General features: G+C 34.2%; 24 protein-coding genes. 7 read left to right on the forward strand and 17 right to left on the reverse strand.

Translation table 11 applies throughout. From position 1 onward, the window contains the following. Window positions 1–201 precede the first annotated feature (201 nt). Entirely contained in the window at window positions 202–1,356 is a 1,155-nt protein-coding gene (gene spoIIP, locus ACM6HU_RS19275) for a stage II sporulation protein P (RefSeq protein ID WP_003206948.1), read from the reverse strand. Window positions 1,357–1,445: 89 nt separating this feature from the next. On the opposite strand from spoIIP, the gene ACM6HU_RS19280 reads away from it, so the two are divergent. Then, window positions 1,446–1,739: a hypothetical protein gene (locus tag ACM6HU_RS19280; protein WP_016114606.1), complete on the forward strand. Its 294-nt coding sequence runs from the start codon at window positions 1,446–1,448 to the stop codon at window positions 1,737–1,739. Between the two features lie 101 nt (window positions 1,740–1,840). Here ACM6HU_RS19280 and iscB read toward each other — a convergent pair whose 3' ends face one another. Next, window positions 1,841–3,088, reverse strand: a complete 1,248-nt coding sequence (gene iscB, locus ACM6HU_RS19285; RefSeq protein ID WP_016114605.1) for an RNA-guided endonuclease IscB — start codon at window positions 3,086–3,088, stop codon at window positions 1,841–1,843. 271 nt (window positions 3,089–3,359) lie between these two features. Here iscB and ACM6HU_RS19290 point away from each other — a divergent pair, with 271 nt between their 5' ends. Beyond that, window positions 3,360–3,656 carry a permease gene (locus tag ACM6HU_RS19290; RefSeq protein ID WP_229161603.1) on the forward strand — a complete coding sequence of 99 codons (297 nt, stop codon included), beginning with the start codon at window positions 3,360–3,362 and terminating at the stop codon, window positions 3,654–3,656. Here ACM6HU_RS19290 and ACM6HU_RS19295 read toward each other — a convergent pair. From ACM6HU_RS19295 to cbpA, 4 genes are all read right to left on the reverse strand, one after another. Further along, window positions 3,647–4,162, reverse strand: a complete 516-nt coding sequence (locus ACM6HU_RS19295; RefSeq protein WP_006094618.1) for a DUF1572 family protein — start codon at window positions 4,160–4,162, stop codon at window positions 3,647–3,649. The two genes, ACM6HU_RS19290 and ACM6HU_RS19295, sit on opposite strands and share 10 nt — an antisense overlap. A gap of 18 nt (window positions 4,163–4,180) precedes the next feature. Continuing rightward, a complete protein-coding gene (csaA, locus tag ACM6HU_RS19300) occupies window positions 4,181–4,510 on the reverse strand; it encodes a chaperone CsaA (RefSeq protein WP_003197150.1) in 330 nt (109 codons plus the stop codon). A gap of 67 nt (window positions 4,511–4,577) precedes the next feature. Beyond that, entirely contained in the window at window positions 4,578–5,915 is a 1,338-nt protein-coding gene (gene brnQ4 / locus ACM6HU_RS19305) for a branched-chain amino acid transport system II carrier protein BrnQ4 (protein WP_033671128.1), read from the reverse strand. A 463-nt stretch (window positions 5,916–6,378) separates the two neighbouring features. Beyond that, window positions 6,379–7,026 (reverse strand): cyclic di-AMP binding protein CbpA, encoded by a 648-nt coding sequence (gene cbpA / locus ACM6HU_RS19310; RefSeq protein ID WP_003197146.1) that lies wholly within the window; start codon window positions 7,024–7,026, stop codon window positions 6,379–6,381. A gap of 348 nt (window positions 7,027–7,374) precedes the next feature. On the opposite strand from cbpA, the gene ACM6HU_RS19315 reads away from it, so the two are divergent. From ACM6HU_RS19315 to ACM6HU_RS19325, 3 genes are all read left to right on the forward strand, one after another. Continuing rightward, window positions 7,375–8,262 carry a hypothetical protein gene (locus ACM6HU_RS19315; RefSeq protein WP_016114603.1) on the forward strand — a complete coding sequence of 296 codons (888 nt, stop codon included), beginning with the start codon at window positions 7,375–7,377 and terminating at the stop codon, window positions 8,260–8,262. Window positions 8,263–8,474: 212 nt separating this feature from the next. After that, window positions 8,475–9,782 (forward strand): hemolysin family protein, encoded by a 1,308-nt coding sequence (locus tag ACM6HU_RS19320; protein ID WP_016114602.1) that lies wholly within the window; start codon window positions 8,475–8,477, stop codon window positions 9,780–9,782. A 1-nt stretch (window position 9,783) separates the two neighbouring features. Further along, window positions 9,784–10,266: a DUF456 domain-containing protein gene (locus ACM6HU_RS19325; protein WP_003197140.1), complete on the forward strand. Its 483-nt coding sequence runs from the start codon at window positions 9,784–9,786 to the stop codon at window positions 10,264–10,266. Between the two features lie 25 nt (window positions 10,267–10,291). On the opposite strand, the gene ACM6HU_RS19330 is transcribed toward ACM6HU_RS19325, so the two are convergent. Continuing rightward, window positions 10,292–10,912: an NAD(P)-dependent oxidoreductase gene (locus tag ACM6HU_RS19330; RefSeq protein WP_016114601.1), complete on the reverse strand. Its 621-nt coding sequence runs from the start codon at window positions 10,910–10,912 to the stop codon at window positions 10,292–10,294. A gap of 299 nt (window positions 10,913–11,211) precedes the next feature. Next, a complete protein-coding gene (locus ACM6HU_RS19335) occupies window positions 11,212–11,391 on the reverse strand; it encodes a hypothetical protein (protein ID WP_016114600.1) in 180 nt (59 codons plus the stop codon). Between the two features lie 187 nt (window positions 11,392–11,578). Here ACM6HU_RS19335 and ACM6HU_RS19340 point away from each other — a divergent pair, with 187 nt between their 5' ends. Continuing rightward, entirely contained in the window at window positions 11,579–12,364 is a 786-nt protein-coding gene (locus tag ACM6HU_RS19340) for an SDR family oxidoreductase (protein ID WP_003197135.1), read from the forward strand. A gap of 49 nt (window positions 12,365–12,413) precedes the next feature. On the opposite strand, the gene ACM6HU_RS19345 is transcribed toward ACM6HU_RS19340, so the two are convergent. Next, window positions 12,414–12,872, reverse strand: a complete 459-nt coding sequence (locus ACM6HU_RS19345) for a spore coat protein (protein ID WP_016114599.1) — start codon at window positions 12,870–12,872, stop codon at window positions 12,414–12,416. Between the two features lie 32 nt (window positions 12,873–12,904). Then, window positions 12,905–14,089 (reverse strand): cardiolipin synthase, encoded by a 1,185-nt coding sequence (cls, locus tag ACM6HU_RS19350; RefSeq protein WP_016114598.1) that lies wholly within the window; start codon window positions 14,087–14,089, stop codon window positions 12,905–12,907. A 160-nt stretch (window positions 14,090–14,249) separates the two neighbouring features. On the opposite strand from cls, the gene ACM6HU_RS19355 reads away from it, so the two are divergent. Beyond that, window positions 14,250–14,336: a YjcZ family sporulation protein gene (locus ACM6HU_RS19355; RefSeq protein WP_000505094.1), complete on the forward strand. Its 87-nt coding sequence runs from the start codon at window positions 14,250–14,252 to the stop codon at window positions 14,334–14,336. Window positions 14,337–14,421: 85 nt separating this feature from the next. Here ACM6HU_RS19355 and ACM6HU_RS19360 read toward each other — a convergent pair whose 3' ends face one another. From ACM6HU_RS19360 to ACM6HU_RS19390, 7 genes are all read right to left on the reverse strand, one after another. Next, window positions 14,422–14,928 carry an acyl-CoA thioesterase gene (locus ACM6HU_RS19360; RefSeq protein ID WP_414848396.1) on the reverse strand — a complete coding sequence of 169 codons (507 nt, stop codon included), beginning with the start codon at window positions 14,926–14,928 and terminating at the stop codon, window positions 14,422–14,424. A 233-nt stretch (window positions 14,929–15,161) separates the two neighbouring features. Beyond that, on the reverse strand, window positions 15,162–16,031 hold the full coding sequence (locus ACM6HU_RS19365; protein WP_016114596.1) for a TIGR03943 family putative permease subunit: 870 nt from the start codon (window positions 16,029–16,031) through the stop codon (window positions 15,162–15,164). Window positions 16,032–16,034: 3 nt separating this feature from the next. Beyond that, window positions 16,035–16,931 carry a permease gene (locus ACM6HU_RS19370; protein ID WP_016114595.1) on the reverse strand — a complete coding sequence of 299 codons (897 nt, stop codon included), beginning with the start codon at window positions 16,929–16,931 and terminating at the stop codon, window positions 16,035–16,037. Window positions 16,932–17,131: 200 nt separating this feature from the next. Then, window positions 17,132–18,073 carry a magnesium transporter CorA family protein gene (locus ACM6HU_RS19375; protein ID WP_016114594.1) on the reverse strand — a complete coding sequence of 314 codons (942 nt, stop codon included), beginning with the start codon at window positions 18,071–18,073 and terminating at the stop codon, window positions 17,132–17,134. Window positions 18,074–18,257: 184 nt separating this feature from the next. Next, complete coding sequence (locus ACM6HU_RS19380; protein WP_016114593.1) at window positions 18,258–19,637, reverse strand: polysaccharide biosynthesis protein; 1,380 nt, start codon at window positions 19,635–19,637, stop codon at window positions 18,258–18,260. A gap of 96 nt (window positions 19,638–19,733) precedes the next feature. After that, window positions 19,734–20,336 (reverse strand): DedA family protein, encoded by a 603-nt coding sequence (locus ACM6HU_RS19385; protein WP_016114592.1) that lies wholly within the window; start codon window positions 20,334–20,336, stop codon window positions 19,734–19,736. 251 nt (window positions 20,337–20,587) lie between these two features. Further along, window positions 20,588–21,205 (reverse strand): NUDIX hydrolase, encoded by a 618-nt coding sequence (locus ACM6HU_RS19390; RefSeq protein WP_016114591.1) that lies wholly within the window; start codon window positions 21,203–21,205, stop codon window positions 20,588–20,590. Window positions 21,206–22,021: the final 816 nt, after the last annotated feature.

Below are 22,021 nucleotides of genomic sequence, written 5' to 3' on the forward strand. Positions count from 1 at the left end.
ATATCAATATAATGAAGAAAAAATTGTGACAATAAAGTGAAACTTTAATCAGTGGGCGTTTTCTTCTTACCTCACTTAAATTTTTTACATTTGCTACATTTTAAAGTTGGGGCTTACTACCCGTGGATAGCGAGATAAAAGCTTAGCTTCCATCTTTTTATTTTTTGAACACACAAAAAAACGTAAGTATCTCACTTACGTTCATCCATTTACCTTTTCTGCTTGCCAAAAATATTCACTAAATGCTTTCGCCAATACATCAATGGAACGATTTAATTCTTCAGATGTATTATCTACACCTCCCACTTCAATTAAAATCGCTTGTCCTGATAAGTCCTGATTATAAACACCGTTCCCTGTTTGAAATCCCTTTTGAATAACACCGCGGCTTACTCCAGGATATTTTTTATTAATCGCTTCATGTAGCGCAGTTGCTAATTGTAAGTTTTTTGCATAATTTTTATTTCCTTTTCCAATGACAAAAGCAAGCTTCGCATATGATTTATCTCCAATCGCTTTTGTTGTGACATTTTTACGAGCGCTATCTCGGTGCAAATCAAAGAAGTATTGCAATTCTCTGTTACTAGCCATTGCTTCCTGTACAACTTCACGAGACATTTTATAAGAACTTGTATCATTTAAACCCTTACTAATCAACCTCTCCCCAACATCTGTTTTATCATTAACTGCCCCTATCCCTTCATTTTCTAATTGCTCACGGAATCTGTCTCCCAAAATAGAAATATTCGTCACAGAGCTTGTCGCTTTATTTGGATTTGGATTATTTGTCAAATTTAATAACGGTAAATAAGACTCCCAGCTATGCGTATGATAAATAAAGGCCACTTGTCTTTTCCCAGTTGTTTGAGATGGTTGTTTCTTGTCTTTATTTGTATCCGTTTTCGGAACTTGTCCTGCTTCTCCAGTCCGCTCTTTCACTACTTCCTCAAGTGGAACACTCGATTCTATTGGTAAGTTAGAATAATCTGTTCCTTCACCAGCAATGACGATTTCCGTATCGTATTTCCCAAAACCCGGAAGCTCCTTTCCAACAAAGCTACGTACATCATCAAATCGAATATTCGTTACTGTTGAAAAAAGAAAAGATGAAATCGAAAAATCTTGATTTAAATTCCGATATTCTTGTGTAAAATAGTGATTTTCCTTTCCAATCACATACATATAACCATTTATTGACAACTCATTCAACCAATTATATAAATATGCTGACTTTGTTTCTTTTAATGAAGTCACCATCATACTAATAAGAAAAAAAGTTGCTAACATCATAATGACAACAAATAAAATGAGCTTTCGTACACTCGTTAATTTTACATAAAAAAAGCCTCGATTCATAACATCACCCTCTCTGTTCCAACTTATGTACAAGCTATAGAGAATAGACCGCCTAAATTTCGGCTATATTGTCATAGAGGTGAAGTGAATTGAAGCTAATTATAGGTATAATTCCTATTGTTTTATCATGTGTTTTTTTATTATTTGCAGCACACCCTAAAATCCGTGCTTTCTTAGATATTTGCGCGTACCTTTCATTATATATACTGGGTATACTAATTGCTTTTAACATATATGATGTTGTACTGCACGGCTTAGTATTTATGACAACCATTCACAGTATTTTATTGAATCCATTATTTCTCCTTACCGGGGCTTATGTAGGAGTATATTCTTTATATCTCCTTATTTATAAACTAGTAACAAATGTAAGAAAAACTTAATACTTACCTTTAACGTATTTCCGAAAGAAGTCCCCATCTTCAAGCCCGTGACGGGCAATAGCCCAGCGATAAGGTTGGGATGAATTTCGTTTAGGCACAGCCTAACTGATTTGTAAGAACAACCAATTGTTATTATGGTGTATGCATTCTATATCCGATATCTTCACTTGCTTGTAAGACTTAGAAGGATTTTGTAGATAATGACCATCTATATCTTGTACATACATCATCTTCCCTGTAAATCCTGTCACAAATCCTACTTGTCCAAACACTTTTACTTTATCACCCAAATAGATTCCATGTACCTTTGGTGTATTTTTATTGTTTCGTTTTGCAGTTGTATTTTTTGTTTTTCTTCCTTTTCTTGCAGTCGATTCATGAAGGGATCGTTTTTTCTTTCTAAATTGTTTGATGCGAAATTCACCACTTTGCTCATATTCTTGTAGTTTTGTTGGGGTTGTAATCGCAATGGCATCATTATAATGTGTTTTCGATAAACGTAATTCTTTTCGTTTCGGTGTGGTGTAGCTGCCATACGTAATCTCACAACCTAAACGATTCATGATTTGCAGACGTAATATATTCATAAAAGCGGTCTCTTTATATTGTTTTGGTTTCTTGAAAATGTGTTTGATAGTTCCTTGGTGAAATTTCTGATGGCACTCTTCATGTACGGTTACAAGGTTATCTGCCATATCTGAACCGCCACTACATCGTTCAATGATATGATGCGTATGCAAAATACCGCCTTTTTTCTTACAAATTTGACAAGTATAATGATCTCTCGTAAACACGTAATACCTTGTATTCCAAAAGCCAAAGGCATCACCTTGTTGATATTCTTTTCCTTGTATGTCGGAGTTTTTTAGTTTTTGCGCATCAAACTTTCCTACTTCAACAATTACTTTTGGGGATGGTAATAACGAGCGGAATATTTCAATCCAATGAATTTGGTTATGCATCCTACTTTGAATCGATGGAGGCAACCAGCCTTCTCTCTTTTTTCGATTGAGAAAACGTGCTTTTCGATATCTTGTTTTTCGTTGTCTTCTACTTCTGCGTAATGTAGCTCTCAGTGTAAGATTCTCTTTAACGTCTTGACGTAACTCGATTGTTCCCTTTGCTAGCACTTTGTCTTCTGTGGTGATCGCAATGCCTACATACTTCGAACCGCTATCAACACCAATTGCAACGGATTGCACCGTTTCACCAGTAGCATACTGCAATTGAATTGTAAACGGAGTATACCCAATAATCTTGGCTTTTCCTTGTTTGAGAAGAAGCCTAGCTTTGCGATTGCTGCAAGGCATGAGCGGTTCTCCTCTTAAATTCTTGACAAATACACGCATGATTTGTCCCTCCTAAGAGTTTGTTTCCCTTCGCCAATGTTTGTAGGTGTTGGCAACTTCTTGTGCAAGAAGACTTGTGGTTGACCGTTCCTTCCCAACCAGAACTTTTACAGAGCCACCATAGAGCCAAGAACTAGGGAATCATTCTTGGGTATGCAACCTACGAACGGAGTCCACAAAGGACCGTGGCTAGACAACCAGAACTTTTACAAGCCCCCACTTCAAAACGCGCTAGCGTTTAAGTGGTGGGTAGTTGACATGGAGTGTAAAGATGAAACCACCTTTTATATGTCATAAATGCCAGAAAAAAATTGTCAGAAAACAAGATCTTATCACCACAATATTTTACATACGTATCTACTTATTTCACAATACTTGTTTTAGCCAACAATTTTTCTTTTCTAGTTTCATTCCTATTAACACGTTATTTGGAGCATATTTCATTTGGTATACTCTCGCTATAGGGAGTGTTTTAACCATAACTGAACCCTCAATTATTTGGATCTTTTTTTTACTACCAGCTCTATATCGCTTCATTTCTTATTATTATATCGAACGTCACTTTTGAAGATAGCGATTAGACTGTCCTTTAGGAATACTTAAACACTCCCAATCTTTTTCTTTCAGCAATTTCCCAACATAAATAATTTGTCCAATATGTGATGCATAATGAGCAATCTGCCTTTCAATTGCTTGCATAACACTATGCGCTTCACCACGAATATGAATTATCTTTAAAAGATCTTGCGGAGTTAATGATTGCAGCGCTTGAAAAACATACCCCCATCCTTCCCCCCATGCTGCTAGCACTTCTTCTTTTGAAGCATAACCGCCTTCAAATTCACCATCACGATTCCGATCTAGCTTTTCACCGTCTGTCGTTAAGAAATCTGTCCATCTTGAGCGCATATTCCCATGCAAATGTTTAATTATAATCGCAACACTGTTTGCTTCTTCATGAGGTGTCCAGCATAGTTGTTCATATGATAACTGTGAAAGCGATTGTTCTCCTTGCTTTTGAATCACCTTAAAGTTTGAAAAAACACATTCTAAATAAGCTTTTCTAACTTCCATTTCCAATCCTCTCCCATATTAACTAATTGGCGTTCCATTTGGAATTTCTATATCAGGTTGCAATAAGATTACATCACCATGTTCTGGGACTCCTCCTAACACAAGCACCTCTGATTTAAAGCCTGCAACACGTTTTGGTGGAAAATTCACTACGGCAACAACTTGTTTTCCAATTAACGCTTCTGGTGTATACCGCTTTGTAATTTGAGCACTGGATTGCTTCATACCAAGTTCACCAAAGTCAATTTCCAGCTTAATTGCAGGTACACGCGCTTCTTTAAACTCTTCTGCTTTTTTTATCGTTCCAATACGTAAATCTAACTGTAAAAAGTCTTCAAAATTAGCCATTTTATTCTCCCTCCCAAATTATCATTTAGACAAAACATGCAAATTCCCTCTAAAAAAAGAAAGATGCCTAAGCACCTTTCTTTTGTAACTCCCTTGATTCATTTGGTCTATATAGGAAGTAACCCATAACTCCACCAACACATGATGGCAATAACCATCCAATTCCTTCCTTATATAAAGGAAGCATTTGCAACACATTTATTATAGCATCAAACTTAATATTTGCACTTTCTAAACCGTTAAATAGACTAATAACTAGTGCCCCTAAAATTGCACCGATATATATTGTATTTCGTTGCCCAATCCATTTATGGAAATAAGACAGAACAATTAGTACAATCGCAACAGGATAAATAATCAGTAACACAGGCAATGTTACAGCAATAAGCTGTGTTAACCCTAAGTTTGATACAAATAAACTAAACGCACATACCAATGTGACAATCATTTTATGCGATAATCTTGGGAATAAGTTTGTAAAGAATCCCGCACACGCCGATGTAAGTCCAACTGAAGTTGTTAAACATGCGAGTGTAATAACAAGGCCTAACAATACTTTTCCACTTGTTCCATATAGCTCATTTACAACTTTCGTTAAAATAAGACCTCCATTATCAGAAACGCCAAGTGATGTACTTGTCGAACCAAGATAAGCAAGTGATAAATAAATTAATGTTAAGCCTACCACAGCAATAATTCCTGATATAATTGTTATTTTTGCAATTTGTCCACTCTCTTTTATCCCTTTTGAACGAATAACTTGTACAACAACGATCCCAAATACAAGTGCACTAATAGCATCCATCGTTAAATATCCTTGAATAAATCCGCCAAAAAATGCATTTTCTTTGTATGCATCTAATGGTGCAGCAGGCGCCCCAATTGGATCAATAATCGCTTTTCCAACAATTACAGCAACAATTAATACTAATAATGGGGTAAGGAACTTTCCAAACCAATCAATTAGTTTTGATGGATTTAATGATAAATACCAAGTAACCCCAAAGAAAACTACTGTGTATAGAAACAGCATATACCACTCTGACACAAACGCTTCTGATAGAAACGGCTTCATTCCCATTTCAAATGAAACTGCCCCTGTACGCGGGATTGCAAAGAATGGTCCAATCGCTAAATAACTAATCAGTGGGAAAATAAACGCAAATATAGGATGTACTCTAGAGGATAACGCTTTCAAGTCTCCCTCTACAAAAGCTACAGCGGTTACAGCTAATAGAGGAAGTCCGACTCCTGTCACAAGGAATCCAATTGTGGCAATCCAAACATTTTCTCCTGCTTGTTGACCTAATACTGGTGGGAAAATTAAATTTCCTGCTCCTAAAAATAATGCAAACAACATCAAACCAATTGCTATCGTATCTCCTGGCCTTAATCGTCCCTTCATCTTTTTCTTGCATAGCATGTTCCCTATTGTTTTTATCTTTTTTCACAATATGCTATGCATCCTCCTCTCTGCTCATGTTGATTAATATATCGCCCCTTAAAAGGCAATGCCTTTCTCCATAATTTCTCCACTTCCCCTTTTTATTACTCTAATTTATAAATTTTGATTTTTTTGAATATTTAAATCATTAGAGTGTTAAACCATGGAGTAAACTTGTCAGACTTCTTTGCTTTTGTCACACATATAGTAACATATTTAGTTGAAAAATAAAAACATATTTTTTATATAGAATTTTTCGAAAAACAAAATAATAAGTTCTCCTTCCTCGTCTATTATTCTTTTAGGAAAATATTTTAGAAACAAATATGCAACGATTCATTTTGTTATCTCAAAATAACATTACTATTTCCTTTTTTATGTATAACGAAAAGCCATCTAAATTATACAGATGGCTTTGTATCTTCTATTCTATTGTCTCCACTTCACGTGGATTATTCATTTCTTCTACATATACAACGCGAAATCCATGGTCTTCTAAATCCTTAAGCAATGAATCTAATTCTTCTGGTTTAAATTCTTCGCCTAGTGTAAACATAATTCTGCGTACTAATAACGCATCATTATCAAATGTCATTAAACTTTGAATGCCACTATATTTTTTCAAAACTGTAGATAGTTTTTGAATCGCTCCATTATAATCTTGGGTTCCCACCATAACAGAATACCTGCTAGAATGAACACCCCATGCATCCTCTAATAACTCAAATACCTTTTTATGAGTTAAGATTCCAAGAAATGTCCCTTTCTCATCGATAACGGACAAATATGGTAGCTTCTTAATTGTAAAGAACACTTTAAAGAAAGAAGAGTCTTCTCTCACATAGCCCTCTTTATCATTTAATAATTCTGATAAATCATCTTCTAATGAACCTTTATATTCTAAAATATCTACTTTATATACATTCCCTAAAAATTTCTCTTTCTTTTCATCTAAAACTGGCACACAACGATAACCCGTTTTATTTAAATGATCCAATGCTTCACCTATTGTAAATGAAATGGAGCAATATAAAACTTCTCTTTTTGGCACATAATTTCCTTTAATCCTCATAAAAAGCCTCCTTATGTTAAAATACTTTCTGTGCCATAACTATATTATATTTTCAGAAAAAAATAAATGATTTATTTTATTTTTCTGAAAGCTTTTCATATTATTGTCATTATTTGTTCATGAATGATTCATTTTTGAGAAATTTAGTAGATTATCATTCTGTACAACAAATAATATAAGCAACTTATCATACTTAAGCTAGTTACTGACTATGGCTGAAAATAAAGACAATCACTTATAATCCTAGCTTATACCCATATGTAAAGAAAAAGATATTGTAACTTTCACAAAAAAGCGCTAAAATAAGAATAAGAATTTTCTGAATTTTCAAAGAGCAGGTGAGCCTTTATGTCTTCTTTATTTCGTTCTTACACATATCGCTTTTTTGTAGGATTCCTTGTTATTCTTATCATAAGCCCTATTCCTTCTTTATTATTAACTCATGAGTCTTCTTATTTGAAAGGTTTACTTGGGATTTTTCATAATCTCGCTCATTTTCCATCCATTTTCATCCCGATGATTGATTGGATGCATGAATCCATTCTTTTTTCATCACAACCTATTATAAATTCAACCACAACTGTACATGCTCCAGGACAATCTACACTTCTATTCCCTTATATGTGGGAAGTATACTTTTTATCAATCGTGCGTTTTACATTCACACTCGCAATTGGTTTTTCAATTAGCTTAACAATGGGACGTTTATTCTTAAAGGTACCAAAACAACTAAAAAAATACACTTCAATATTGCACTGGATTCCATACTCATTCAGTACTGCTTTATTACAATGTTCTATTGTTTTAATTTCTTTATACATCGCAAAGTACATAACAATTCCATTCCTCTCCTCTCTCATCATCATAGGTAGTACATCAATGATTATTGTTATACAGGCAATTAAAAAATGGATTCCGTTTTTAAATAAAACTGCAGAACATGATTTACGTGATTCATCTTTTCTCATTAATACATTATTTATGGCAATTGTTTCAAATCATAAATCTATTTTAAGCTCCATTATTCTGTCATTTTTTTATATGGAATGTATTTTTCATACGAAAGGATTACTACAATTTATTATTCAATTTGGAGGAAGTTCCCCAACCGTTGTCACAATTGGACTGCTACTCATTTATATTCCATACATCATTCTTTCCTTTCTTCAATCCGTGTGGACAACAAACCAGTCTAAACATCAAACTTACACTATCACAAAAACACTGATAAAGTAATTAAGCTTCATGCTATCTCCCTCCTTTTAAAAATGGAGGGTTATTCCCCTTTCATTCAGGGTAAAATACCAACAAATTCATGTATGGTTAGAAAAACATTCCAATATTTACTCATTTCCTTTGACTATTATTTTCATTTCGATTTATTATAAAAGTATAACATACTTGCAGGAGGTGACATCTTTATTCCAACTTCGGAGTAGAGAACACACTTGGACATATTAAATATTTTTCTCATTTTTGTACTTATTCTCATTTCTGGCTTTTTCGTCGCATCTGAATTTGCGGTTGTAAAAGTACGAAAAAGCCGAATTGATCAGCTTGCAAATGAAGGAAATAAGCAAGCACTAGCTGCCAGAAGCGTTGTTTCTAACTTAGATGTATACTTATCAGCCTGTCAGCTTGGTATTACTATCACGTCTTTAGGGCTTGGTTGGCTTGGTGAACCAACTGTTGAACACTTACTACGACCACTATTTGAAAAAATAAATATTACTGGAGCAATGGCTAATACGCTATCGTTTATCATTGCATTTAGTGTCATCACTTTTTTCCATGTTGTATTGGGGGAACTTGTTCCAAAATCTTTTGCAATTCAAAAAGCCGAGGCTATTACATTAAAATTTGCCAAACCACTCATTTGGTTTGATAAAATCATGTATCCTTTCATTTGGTTACTTAATAGTACAGCCGTATTCTTTACAAAACTATTCGGCTTAGAACCAGCAAAAGAAAATGAACTTGCTCACTCAGAAGAAGAATTACGACTTATTTTAGGTGAAAGCTTTAAAAGTGGTGAAATTAATCAGACTGAATACAAATATGTAAACAATATTTTCGAATTTGATGATCGTGTTGCCAAAGAAATTATGGTACCTCGCACAGAAATGGTCTGTTTATCTACCGAAAATACATTAGAAGAAAATATGGATATCGTGGCATCTGAAAAATATACACGTTATCCGATTATTGAAAAAGATAAAGATGATATTATCGGGATGCTAAACACAAAAGAAATTTTTCACGATCAAACGAAGGGGATTCAAAAACCTTTAGAAGCATATATACATCCGGTCTTAACTGTATTTGAAACAGTACCAATCCGTAAAACATTAATTCATCTTCAAAAGAATCATGTGCAAATGGCGATTGTAATGGATGAATACGGTGGGACAGCTGGCCTATTAACAATGGAAGATATTATTGAAGAAATTATTGGTGAAATTCAAGATGAATTTGATGCAGATGAATCGCCAATGATTGAAAAACGCACACCAAAACTCACTGTACTGGATGGAAAAGTACTCATTTCAGAAGTAAATGATATATTTGGTTTACATATCGATGATAGTGATTTAGATACAATTGGGGGCTGGCTTCTATCTCAGGCAATTGATTTAAATATTGAAGTTGGCTATTCAATTGAATATGCTGGTTTCCAATTCAAAGCATTAGAACTTGACGGGCATCAAATTAAGAAAGTTGCTGTACATAAACTAGATAGTAAAAAGGAGATATAAAGTGACCGTTTTATTAACACTTTGTATAATTGCTTGTTTTATCGTATCGTTTATTGCGTTTATCTATCCGATTATCCCTGGCATACTCGCACTGTGGGCTGGATATCTCATTTATCATTTTGGCATAAATGGTGGGGAGCTAACAATAAGTTTTTGGATCCTTCAAATCATTTTTACCATCATTATTTTCGTTGCTGATTTTATCGCAAATGGATACTTCTTAAAGAAATATGGAAGTACCAAATGGGGTGAACGTGTGGGAATGGTTTCTATTATTATCGGCTCCTTTTTCTTCCCACCATTTGGTCTCATTATCATTCCATTTCTGTCTGTTTTCGTGACAGAAATAATGCATAAAAAGACACCACAAGAAGCGTTTATGGTCGGAATTGCTACAGTCGTCGGCTTCTTAAGCAGTACAGTAGCAAAAGCAATTTTACAAATTATTATGATTATCATTTTTGTATGTTACATTCTTTTTTAACCATCCCTTTTCAGGGATGGTTTTTTTAATAAGCAATGCCTACACGGCTATTTTCATATACTTTTTCATTTATTAGCGACCACGTAAAACGAGCTGTATCTCCTACCGTAATTTTTGATCCATCCAGTGGTAACATATCCGTCTCCGTCCGGTATATACCCGTTTCTTCACCATCAATTAAATGTGTAGGGCAAACAATTGTCCAGCATAGCTCACTATTTTTTAAAGCTACATAAGCAGCTAAATGATCTTCTGCAGCCGTTGTGGTTTTTCTTTTTGATTCTTCCGATTGAAATCGATATATCTTCTGATTTGTTCGCGCCTGTAAAATGCCTGCTGTTCCTATCGTAATAATCCTTTTTACTCCCTCTTTCCCCATATGTTTTATAATGCTAGGTATACTATTCGATAATGTTCTATTTCCATCTGTTCCAAGAGCGCTTAAAACGAGCTCAGCGCCCTTTAAAGCTTTCTTCACATCATTTCCCTGTAATACATCCCCTTCTACGATATGTAGCTTATTATGTCTCATCATAAGCTTATTTTGATCACGAACTAATACTGTGATATCATGTGAATCTTGTAATGCTAGTTTCATTAACTGTGACCCAACTCTTCCAGTTGCACCAAATATACATATTTTCATCTTCGTACTCCTTACTTACTATTTCTCTCTATTCTTTCTCAAAAACGATAAATATGCAACTATATAAATACAAATTGAAAAACCGACATAAAATCTATTTTTTAGGCGGAAGAGAGCATCCGACCACGCCATAAAAGCGGTTAGACCCTCTTCCTGTCCCATGCCAAGTGAAAACAAAGAGAAAAAACGAGTGCAGGTCACCTTTTGTTCTTCCTAGCAGCGACTTATATGTTGGAAAAGCAAAATGGATATATATAAAAGCTTCCTCAACACTTGAGGAAGCCCTACCATTCAAAATATTATTTTTTTTCCTTTGAATCTGAAGAATTACTATCCTTGCTCGTTTCTTGATCTTTCTTTTCATCTTGCTGCGATGTTTTGTCCTCATCCTTCTTTTTGTCCTCACCTTTACTACAACCTACCATAAATAAAGAGCTCGCAAGTGCCATAGCAGTTAAAGATTTAACCCATTTATTCATTTGCTTATCCCCCTTTTGATAGAATATGTACAATCTCATATTACTTCTCTTTTTTGAAGGTAATATAAGAAAAGAGTAAAGATACGGTAAATTTCTGTAAATTTTCTGATAAGAGAGCCAGTTGTTTTTTATTTTGAATCGTTTTCACTTATAATAAAAATAATATAACAAAGAAAGGTTGATATATATGGAACTTGGATTAGCTGGAAAAACTGCTCTAGTTGTTGCTTCTAGTCAAGGTTTAGGAAAAGCAATTGCTACGGAACTTGTAAAAGAAGGAACAAATGTTATGCTACTTAGTCGTAATGAAGAAAAGCTAGCATCTTTACAAAAAGAATTGATCGCTCTTAATAAAGGTACTGCCATGTATACAGTTTGTGATGTTACAAACAAAGAAAACATGAAACAAGCGGTAGAATATACTGTACAAACCTTTGGCACAATTGATATTTTAGTAAACAATGCCGGCGGCCCTAAGCCTGGTACATTTGAACAATTAACAGACGAAGATTGGTACAATTCATTTGAGCTCAATTTATTAAGTTACGTTCGTATGATTCGTGAAGTACTTCCATATATGAAAGAGCAAGGCGGCAAAATTATTAACATTGCTTCGTCTTCTATTAAAGAGCCCATTCCCGGATTACTATTATCGAATACATTCCGCGTCGGCATTACAGGCTTAGCAAAAACGTTAGCATCTGAGCTTGCTCCATATAACATTTTGATTAATACGATTGCTCCTGGACGTATTGCTACGGACCGCATCGCTTCTCTCGATGAAACAGCTGCCGAAAAGCGCGGAATTGCAGTAGAAGACGTTCAAAAACAATATGAAGCAATTATCCCACTTGGAAGATATGGTCGTCCTAGTGAATTCGCTAAATTTGCTACATTCCTTGCATCCGATGCAAATACTTATATGACTGGGCAATCATTCCTTGTTGATGGTGGAATGGTAAAAAGCTTATAATTCTTTTCAAAAAAACAAGACAGCTCATATGCCGTCTTGTTTTTTTATTCTATGCAAATCTTTCGTCTTCATATATATTCTCTATTGTATATTCTTTTTTCACAACATATTGCCATACACTATATGCATAACGATTCATTTTAACAAAGCAGTTTTCTAAAAATGATCGGAATTCCGGATTTGCAACTTCTACAGCAACTTGGGCGAATCTGAGTGCTAATCTTTTTAAATTCGAAATATAGGAAATAGCAAGTTCAATGTCACCCTGACTTGTATTCTTCATCGGTATATCATTTTGTATAAGGGGGGACTTCAGTTGTTCACAAATCATATGCTGTACATTTTCACCTTCTTGAAAGTTCACTTGTTCATTGTAAGCTTGTAAAATATAGGGCAAATGTTGTTTTAATATATCCTTTAACTCTTCACCTTCCACCCTATTCATATACTCACCAATCATATGAATCATTTCATAACTACACTTCATTAATTCTTCCATACATCTCATATCATAGCTCCCCCTTCCCTCTAAATATATGCCTATAAATAGGATGCCAGAACATTTGCTACCTTTGCTAGAAACCAATCCCAGCTATTTATTTTGTCAAAATCTTTATCAGTTAAGCGTTTAGAATTATGAAAATCCTCTTGTAGTCGTTTCCATACCTCAGCTACAACTGCTTTATCATATATAAAACAGTCCGACTCTGTATTTATGTAAAAACTACGATTATCAAAATTAGCTGTTCCTACATCCACACTTATATCATCAATTATTGTCACCTTTCCATGAAAAAAACCATTCCGGTATTGATAGACTTCCGCACCGGCATCCAGCATCTTTTTTAAATGCGGATAAGCAGCTTGTTTTAGTAACAGAGCATCACTTTTAAAAGGAACAAGAATCTTTACCGTCACGCCACGCCGCAATGCTTCTTGTAAACCATCCATCATTTCCTTACTTGGTACAAAATACGGCGTTGCAATGATTAATGATTTTTTAGCCCCTTTTAATAATGCACCGTATTCCTGCCATAACCCTTTCCCATCTGAAAATACATATTGATACTTTGCATTTCCTTGCTGAGATGGTCCTTTGTACAAAGAAAGTTTTTCACCAGTATCCGCATGCCAATCTTCTGCAAATTTCTGTTCCATATCAGTCGCTCCATCTCCTGCAATACGCAACTGATAATCACGCCATTTTCCAAATTTAGGATCCTTACCGAGATACTCCTTTCCAATATTAAAACCACCAATGTAAGATATCTTTCCATCTATCACCGCAATACGCCGGTGGTTACGTTGATGCAATGAATAAAACAAATTCTTTAATTTAGGCTTTTTACTAAAAGTAAACTTAACACCCTTTTCTTTTAACTGCTGAATCACTTGTTTCTTCATTTTATAGCCACCTATACGGTCTACTGATAATTTCACATCCACACCGCTCGATGCTTTCTTCTCTAATAGTTGTAAAAAATTACGACTCACTTCATCTTTACCAACAATATAAAAATGAATATAGACATACTTTTCTGAACGATTTATATCATCAAACAAATTTTGATACAAATCTGTTCCATTTGTATATAATTGGAAATTTCCATATCGAATTTGTGATATTTCAAGCCCACTAGTCATTTTCTTCCCCATCTCTAAATCGATGTTCATCCATATGAATATCCCTATGATCCATAACAAAATGGATACACATTTTTTCATGGATAAAATCCTTTCTTCAAAAACAGTTATTCCTATATCTTTCCTTTTTTTCACGTTAACATACAAGAAAAATCTATATTTTCGTGATATATGTCCCTGTCAAACAAGAGTGAATTTGCATATTGTATGTTGTATCTTAAAATAAAAGGAGGAAATAACAATGGGCTTCGCACATGGAAATGGATTTGCGTTACTTGTCGTACTATTTATCCTCTTAATTATCGTCGGTGCTGCTTGCTTTTGCTAGTTAGCTCTCCCAAGGCGATATGCAGATGAAAAAACTATAAAAGCGGACACCTAAATTTAGGTGTCCGCTTTTCATTTCAGGTCACTTATAAAGTTAATAACGTTGCAATTTTCTTACTTTCTGCTTTTCGAATATGACGTTGCTGCGCACGTAAAACAGCAATCTCATGTAATTTTTTCTCTCCTTCTGTTTCCGCAATCACACGTGGAACAGGAACTGGATTATTTTCTTTTCCAAGGGCCACAAATGTAACAAAAGATGTTGCTGCAATTCGTTTTTTACCAGAAATTAAATCTTCCGCTACTACCTTTACAAACACTTCCATCGACGTTCTCCCTGTCCAAATGACAAACGATTCATAGCTCACACAATCAGTTGAACGAACTGGATGTAAAAAATCTACCCAGTCCATCGATGCCGTTACACATTCCATTTGTGAATGTCTCGTTGCTGAGATAGATGCAATCATATCCATTTCAGCTAATATTTTACCTCCAAATAATGTGTTATGATCATTTAAATCTGTTGGAAAGACACGACTTGTTTTAAAAACTCTTGATTCATTAACTGTTTTCCCATTTGTTTCTTCCATTTCCTTCACCTCTTTAATTCATTCATAAACCTTTCATAACATGAAAACGAAATAAATACTCCCTAAATTCTCCTAGTCCCATACATCCTATATATTAATTAATATGAGAACATTGGAACTACCCTATGCTTTTTTGTTCATCTTCTATATAAAAATTACACTAGGTGAACTATATATTATATATTAGCAATTTTCATAAATTTATGTCTATAAAAAAGAACCGATTTTTTCAATCAATCGGCTCCTCTAAATACATATTGTTCTTTCGGCTGTTCAACTTTATTCCATTTTGTTACTTCCAAAACAGGAATATTTGCATGGAATGGTTGATAAAATTCAGTTGAAATTGTTCCTTCTACTTGAATCCAATCATCATTTTTCCACTCTACTCCCTCTGGTTTTTTCACTAACATACCATATACACCTGAATCGGCTACGCAATGAATAATACCAAATCGGAATAAGAAATATTGTTCTTTCTTTGAAGAATCATCGCGGAAAACAAACCCTTTAAACGAAAGTGTCTTACCTGTAAATTCACCAGGATAATTATAAATTGTTTCCATACCTTTTAAGAAGTCTTCATCCTTCAAGGCAATATTATCTTTTGTGACGTATTCTTTTTTCCCTTTTTCCATTACACCACGATAGCCTTCTTTCCCGTAATAAATACTCGTATCGGGTCTTAGAAACTGCCTTGTCATAAATGGATCTGTGCTTTCTGCCTGCGCAACAGGAAAATGAAAACCTTTTGTTTTAACAATATCCGAATCTAATGTTGCAATTGGAAAGAATAGTCCTGAAATAATAGGGAAACAAAATAATGTATACGCAAAAGTTCGTTTCCACCATGTGTTTTCATCTTTTGAATGATCATGTCCACAATGACTATGATCACAACCACAACTGTGCTGATCTTTTTCCTTTTTGTGTTCCTTTTGGAAAACAACAATGATTTGAATAAGTGTTAAAAACCCTAAAATAATTGCAGCTGTTTTTGATAAATATGCGTACTTCATATTTATATACTTTGTTATATTACCTGAAATATGAAGCTGCGCAATTAAGATTGTAAACCCGAGTAAAATATATGCTCGAAACATAACCTACCACCCCATCGCATAAATGAGTAGTGAGCTTGCATAAACCACAAGTGTAACTGCAGCTATCACAACAATTACAAATTTTGTTTTAAATGTCGCAAGCATCATAAACATATTTTTAATATCCACCATCGGTCCATAAACAAGGAACGCGACAAGTGATGCTGTTGAAAATGTACTTTGGAACGAAGATGCAATAAAAGCATCCGCTTCTGAACATAGTGATAAAATATACGCAAGTCCCATCATAACAGCTGATGAAGAGAACGGTCCTTGGCCTATAGAAAGTAGTGTTGAAGTTTGTACAAATGTTTGAACTGCAGCAGCAATTAATGCTCCCATTACTAAGTATTTCCCCATTGAGAAAAACTCTTCAACCGCATGTGTACATACGTCCCACATCTTTTTGCGCAAAGGACGCTTATGATCCACCTCTGGGAAATGTTCATCACGTAGTTGATGATCTTTAAACATAAACGATAATATAAGTCCAACGATAATAGCTACAATAATGGCTACAATGGAACGATACCACACCATATGCATACTACTTCCAAATGCAACATACGTTGCAAATAATACAACCGGGTTAATAATTGGCCCCGTTAACATAAATGCAATTCCAGCATACGGCGGGACACCTTTCCCAATTAAACGTCTTACAATTGGAACGATGCCACATTCACAACCTGGAAACATCATGCCAAGAAAAGTAGCTAATAATACAGACAGAAATCGATTTTTCGGCATCCATTTCGCCACCATATCTTCTGTCACAAACATTTGAATGAATCCTGAAATAAATACACCAATTAGCACAAATGGTAGTGCTTCAATTAAAATTGAGATAAAGATTGTATTCATTTGCAGGAATGCTTTCGGTAACTGAAACAATTCCATGATGTATTTCCTCCATTTTTTCATTAACAATATGTAATTTTAACCTCAATTTATTATTTGAACAAGCCCTTTTCAAATCTGCAAATCATGGAAAAAAGTTTTTCATCAATACACATATCGTATATAAGAAACGTTTTATTACGACAAAAAAGCTGCTCTAGCGCAGTTTGATAACTATGCTAGAACAGCTTTCATATAATTTAAAAATAACGTTTCTTCCAAAAAATAAAGGCCATTACGCAAGATAATATTGCGGATATAATCATAGCCATTAAAAAACCATGCGGATTTTCACTTAAAGGAACTGGAACATTCATTCCAAAAAAACTGGAAACCATTGTTGGCACTGATAATATGATTGTCATAGAAGTTAAAAACTTCATAACACTGTTTAAATTATTAGAAATAACCGAACTAAACGTATTCATCATACCACTTAAAATATGACTATATATTTCAGCCATTTCAATGGCCTGTTTATTTTCAATTAATACATCTTCTAGTAAATCTTGATCATCTTCATACATTTTAATAAACGTATTATTGCGCATTAACTTTTGAATAACAATTTTGTTTGCTTTTAAAGATGTTGTAAAATACACTAAACTCTTTTCAAGACCTAATAATGTAAAGATTTCTTTATTTTTCATCGACTTATTTAACTCGTGCTCTAAGTCGATTGTTTTTCGGTTAATTTGTTTTAAGTATCGTAAATAATAAGTAGAAATCGTATATAAGAGCTGCAATGCAAAACGAGTCTTTTTAAAAGTATAAAATTCTTTAATACGCTGATTAATAAATCGCTCGAAAATCGGATTTTCTTCTAAACAGATTGTAACGAAACATTCCGGCATTACAATCATACCAATTGGAATCGTGTCGTATATTGAATTTCCTTCTTCATCATGCCTTACTGTTGGAATATCAACGATAATTAATGCATTGTCATCTTCTTTTTCAATCCGGGATCGTTCTTCATCATCCAAAGGGTCTTTAATAAAATCCAATTCTACATTCAATGTTTGCACTAGAAATTGAATTTCTTCCTCTGTTGGATGAAGTACATTAATCCAACAACCTTTTTGAATTTCCTCTATTTCTTGTAGTTTTCCGTTTCGGTCTGTTAAATAAATATTTAACATACTATCACCCCGATTCTTTTTACATGTGGGAATCTACCTCACTTAAACAACAGTTTTTGAACCGCTATTTTCAGCATATGAAACAAACGTTTAAATTTCAATAGAAAATTATTTTGAAAACGCTTTTCTTCATAATTTCTTTCAAAATAGAAAAAGACAGAGATTGCTCTGTCTTTTCAAAAGCTCATGTTGCCTTTATAACATATTTAGACAGCATCCACAAGTTAAATGAAACTGAAACTGTGTAGCCTGCATATGTTGAGATAATAAAACTGGTGTAGTCAAAGTACGGCAATAATATAATATTTAGTACGACCTTTATTATAATTCCTAAGGTTAAACCTAAAACTGTTTTTTGTTGCTGATCAATCCCTTGTAACATCGCAGCAGTAACTGTAAACAGTGAAAATAATATACACGCTGGTGCATAGTACCGTAAAATAACACTTCCTAAACTTGGATCATTTCCTACTCCAAATAAAAGAGTGTATATAGGTTGGGCTAATATAATCATTCCAATTGCTGCGGGAATTGTAATCCCTACAACAAGTAAATTGGTTTTCGTGAAATGCCTATATAATAATTGTTCATTTCCAGCTGTATAAGCTTTCGTCATTTCAGGAACGAGAGACATACTAAAAGCTGTTGCAACGGATACAGGAATAAGTACAACCATTTGGACAAGCCCAATTATTGCATTTATTTTTTCTGCTTCACCTTGTACGTAACCTATCTCTATTAAAAGTTTATTGATTGTAAATGTATCAATTGTTTGATACAACGGAATCGCTAACCCAACAGCAACAAATGGAATTGAATACGTAAATAGCTCTTTGTATAAAGCAAAAAAGGGCTTCGTTGTCTGCGGGATACTGGCAATCTCTTTCCGTTTTAAATATTTCCGCCTTCTCATATAAAACCCTATCAAAACAGTCAATCCTGCCGCCGCCCCCATAAATGCACCAAAAGTTGAAACTCCAACCGCTAACGAAACAGACGCTTTCAAAATATGCAAAACAACAAAGCTTCCTATTAAGATTGTTAAGACACGAAAAAACTGTTCCACAACTACACTAGATGCTGACGGTCCCATAGATTGAAATCCTTGAAAAAAACCGCGCAATAAACTCATTACTGGTACAATTAATAATGCAAAACTAACAATTTGAATATTATACGTCACAGCAGTCATACTATTACCAGTTTGATCACTTCCGACGATCACTAGCTTTGCAAGATATGGAGCTAACATATAAAGAACTAGAAATGAAACAATTCCCATAAAAACCATAAAAAACAGTCCACTTTTTAGCACTCGTTTTACTGTATGATAATCATTTAACTCGTCGTATTTTGAAACCATTTTAGAAACAGCAAGTGGCAATCCCATCGTTGCAATGCTCAGCATAATTGTATATGGCCGATATGCATATGTATATAATACGTATCCACTAGTACCAACCATCGCTGTAAATGGGATAACATATATAAATCCAAGCATTTTAGATATCATCGTTGCCATCGTTAAAAATAATGTTCCACGTAAAAACGGTGATCCTTTCATTTCATTCCCCCGCTACGCTTTATTACTACACATTATGGACAACTTCTTTATTTTAGAACTGAAACGTATAAAAAAAAGCCAATGAAATCATTGGCTTTAACGAACTGTTTTTCTTTTTTTCAATACCTTTAAACCGAAATAAAGAGCAATAAAGAGCACTGCCCCAATAATTATGTAATGCGTATAATCAGCTGCATATTCTTTAATATGGCGCCAATTCCCACCTAGTTTTTCTCCTAAATAAATAAAGAGAATTGACCACGGGATAATCGCAACTACTGTATATAGTGTAAAAAGTTTTAAAGGCATTTTCGCTAATCCTGCTGGTATTGAAATTGCATGACGTACAATCGGGATGAAACGGGCAGAGAAGATTACCCCCGCACCATAACGTTTAAACCAACTTTCGGCTACATCTAAATGATGCTTGTTAATCAATAAATATTTACCATATTTTTCAACTACTGGACGCCCTCCGTAATATCCTAACCAGTATAAAAAGATTTGTGCTAATGTACCGCCAATTGTACCGGCGACTACTGCCCCAATAAAACTTATTTTATCTTGCGCAACTAAAAAACCCGCATAAGAAAGGACAATCTCACTCGGAATAATTTCAATCATTAGCCCTAAAGCAACTCCAAAGTATCCTAAACTTGCAAAAAATTGCAATAACTGCTCTATTAAATTCGCTAACATTTGCTTTTCTATCTCCTTTTCTGCTTACATACCTTCTTATTATCCCACAAAGATTTATGCATGCCAATATATTCCTCATTCTTTACCCAAAATATGTACAATTCATTATAAATATACCAGGCACGAATAGAAAGAAAAAGAGATTTATACGCTGTGAATGATCCCTGGACTATGACCTGCATGTGCTTGAGGAAGGGAACTTCTGTTGGAGTACTGTTAAAATATCTTTATTCTTATCTTTACATATTTTCTTAATCAAGTAAGGAGCTTTTATTCCTATCTTTCATACAGGCAAACATCTCTCTAATTTGCCACTCTGTATTTCTAGCAGTCGATAACTCTGGGATTTCCTTTTCACCAAAAAAGGTCACTTCTTCCGTTTCAATACTTGTTTGTTTTTCGCCCCCAACAATTTCACAACCAATAAATATTTTATATACATGCATTGCTGATGGTGATGGATAATGTTTTTCTTTATCAAATACTGCTAATAATCGAAAATGATCAACTTTATAACCCGTTTCCTCCCACACTTCTTTTGCTGCCACTTCTGTTGGCGTATAGCCAACATCTGCCCAACCACCTGGAAGAGCCCATTTCCCGTCACTTTTTTCTTTCACAAATAATAATTTTTCATCCTGATACACGACAGCCCGAATATCTACTTTTGGTGTTTGATAACCCATGTCATTGGCAAATAATCTCTCTACCACTTCCCAATCTGTCTTCGTATAATGAGACATCATCGTAACTGAAAGATCACGTAATTGTTGAAAACGTTCCATATCATACACATCTTTTGAATACGTTAAACCAGCCTGAGCAATGGCTTGTATTTGTTTTACCCAATCGATCCATTTCGCTTCCATATTCTCACCATCCTAGGAAAGATATTCTCTACTCACATTGAACAATACGTAATTTCACTGCAAACGAAAAAATAGACTACTTGTTCACTTAAAACTAAACTATACTTAGCAAAAATAACAGAATATACACCATTCCTTAAAAATCTTACTATAACCTCTGTTAATTCATATTGTTGATTAAGAAATAAAAAATATAAAAAGTTCACCTTCATTTGTATAAACGAATTAAATAGTTATAAATTTTTGGATAGCTGTTACAAAAGATTCCTTCTCTTCAACAAAAGGAAAATGATTACTATTTTCAAAAATTACTAATTTTGAATCTGAAATCAAGCTATGTATTTCCTTTGAATACAAAACTGGGCATTGAACATCATGTTGACCACACAAAATGAGAGTAGGGAAATGAATATATCTTAATTTCTCTCGAATATCATACGTTTTAAGATCTTTATTATAGGCACGCATTCTTTTTCTAATTATTTTATTAAAAGGCCGTTTATTAAAATATTCATTATATTTCTAATGAACCAAATCTCCCTGTCCCATCCGTTTACATTTTACCATATATAACCATTCTTTTGTTGGATCATTACTCTAATTGCACTCTTTTTTGAGCAATGAAAGACTAATCTCCATATACACTTAAAGAATGGTGCGCTTCCTAGAAATTACCAATCCCCTACAATCATTTTACTAATAGACGCATTATTACTTTGATGTTCCACAACGTCGAGCAATTGAAACCTACTCAAATAAGATGAATCTTTAATCTTTCGTTTCTTGCTCCCTCCTTCACCTAATATAAATTTTAAT

The sequence above is a fragment of the Bacillus sp. IT-79MI2 genome, from assembly GCF_949768135.1.
GTDB lineage: Bacteria > Bacillota > Bacilli > Bacillales > Bacillaceae_G > Bacillus_A > Bacillus_A pseudomycoides.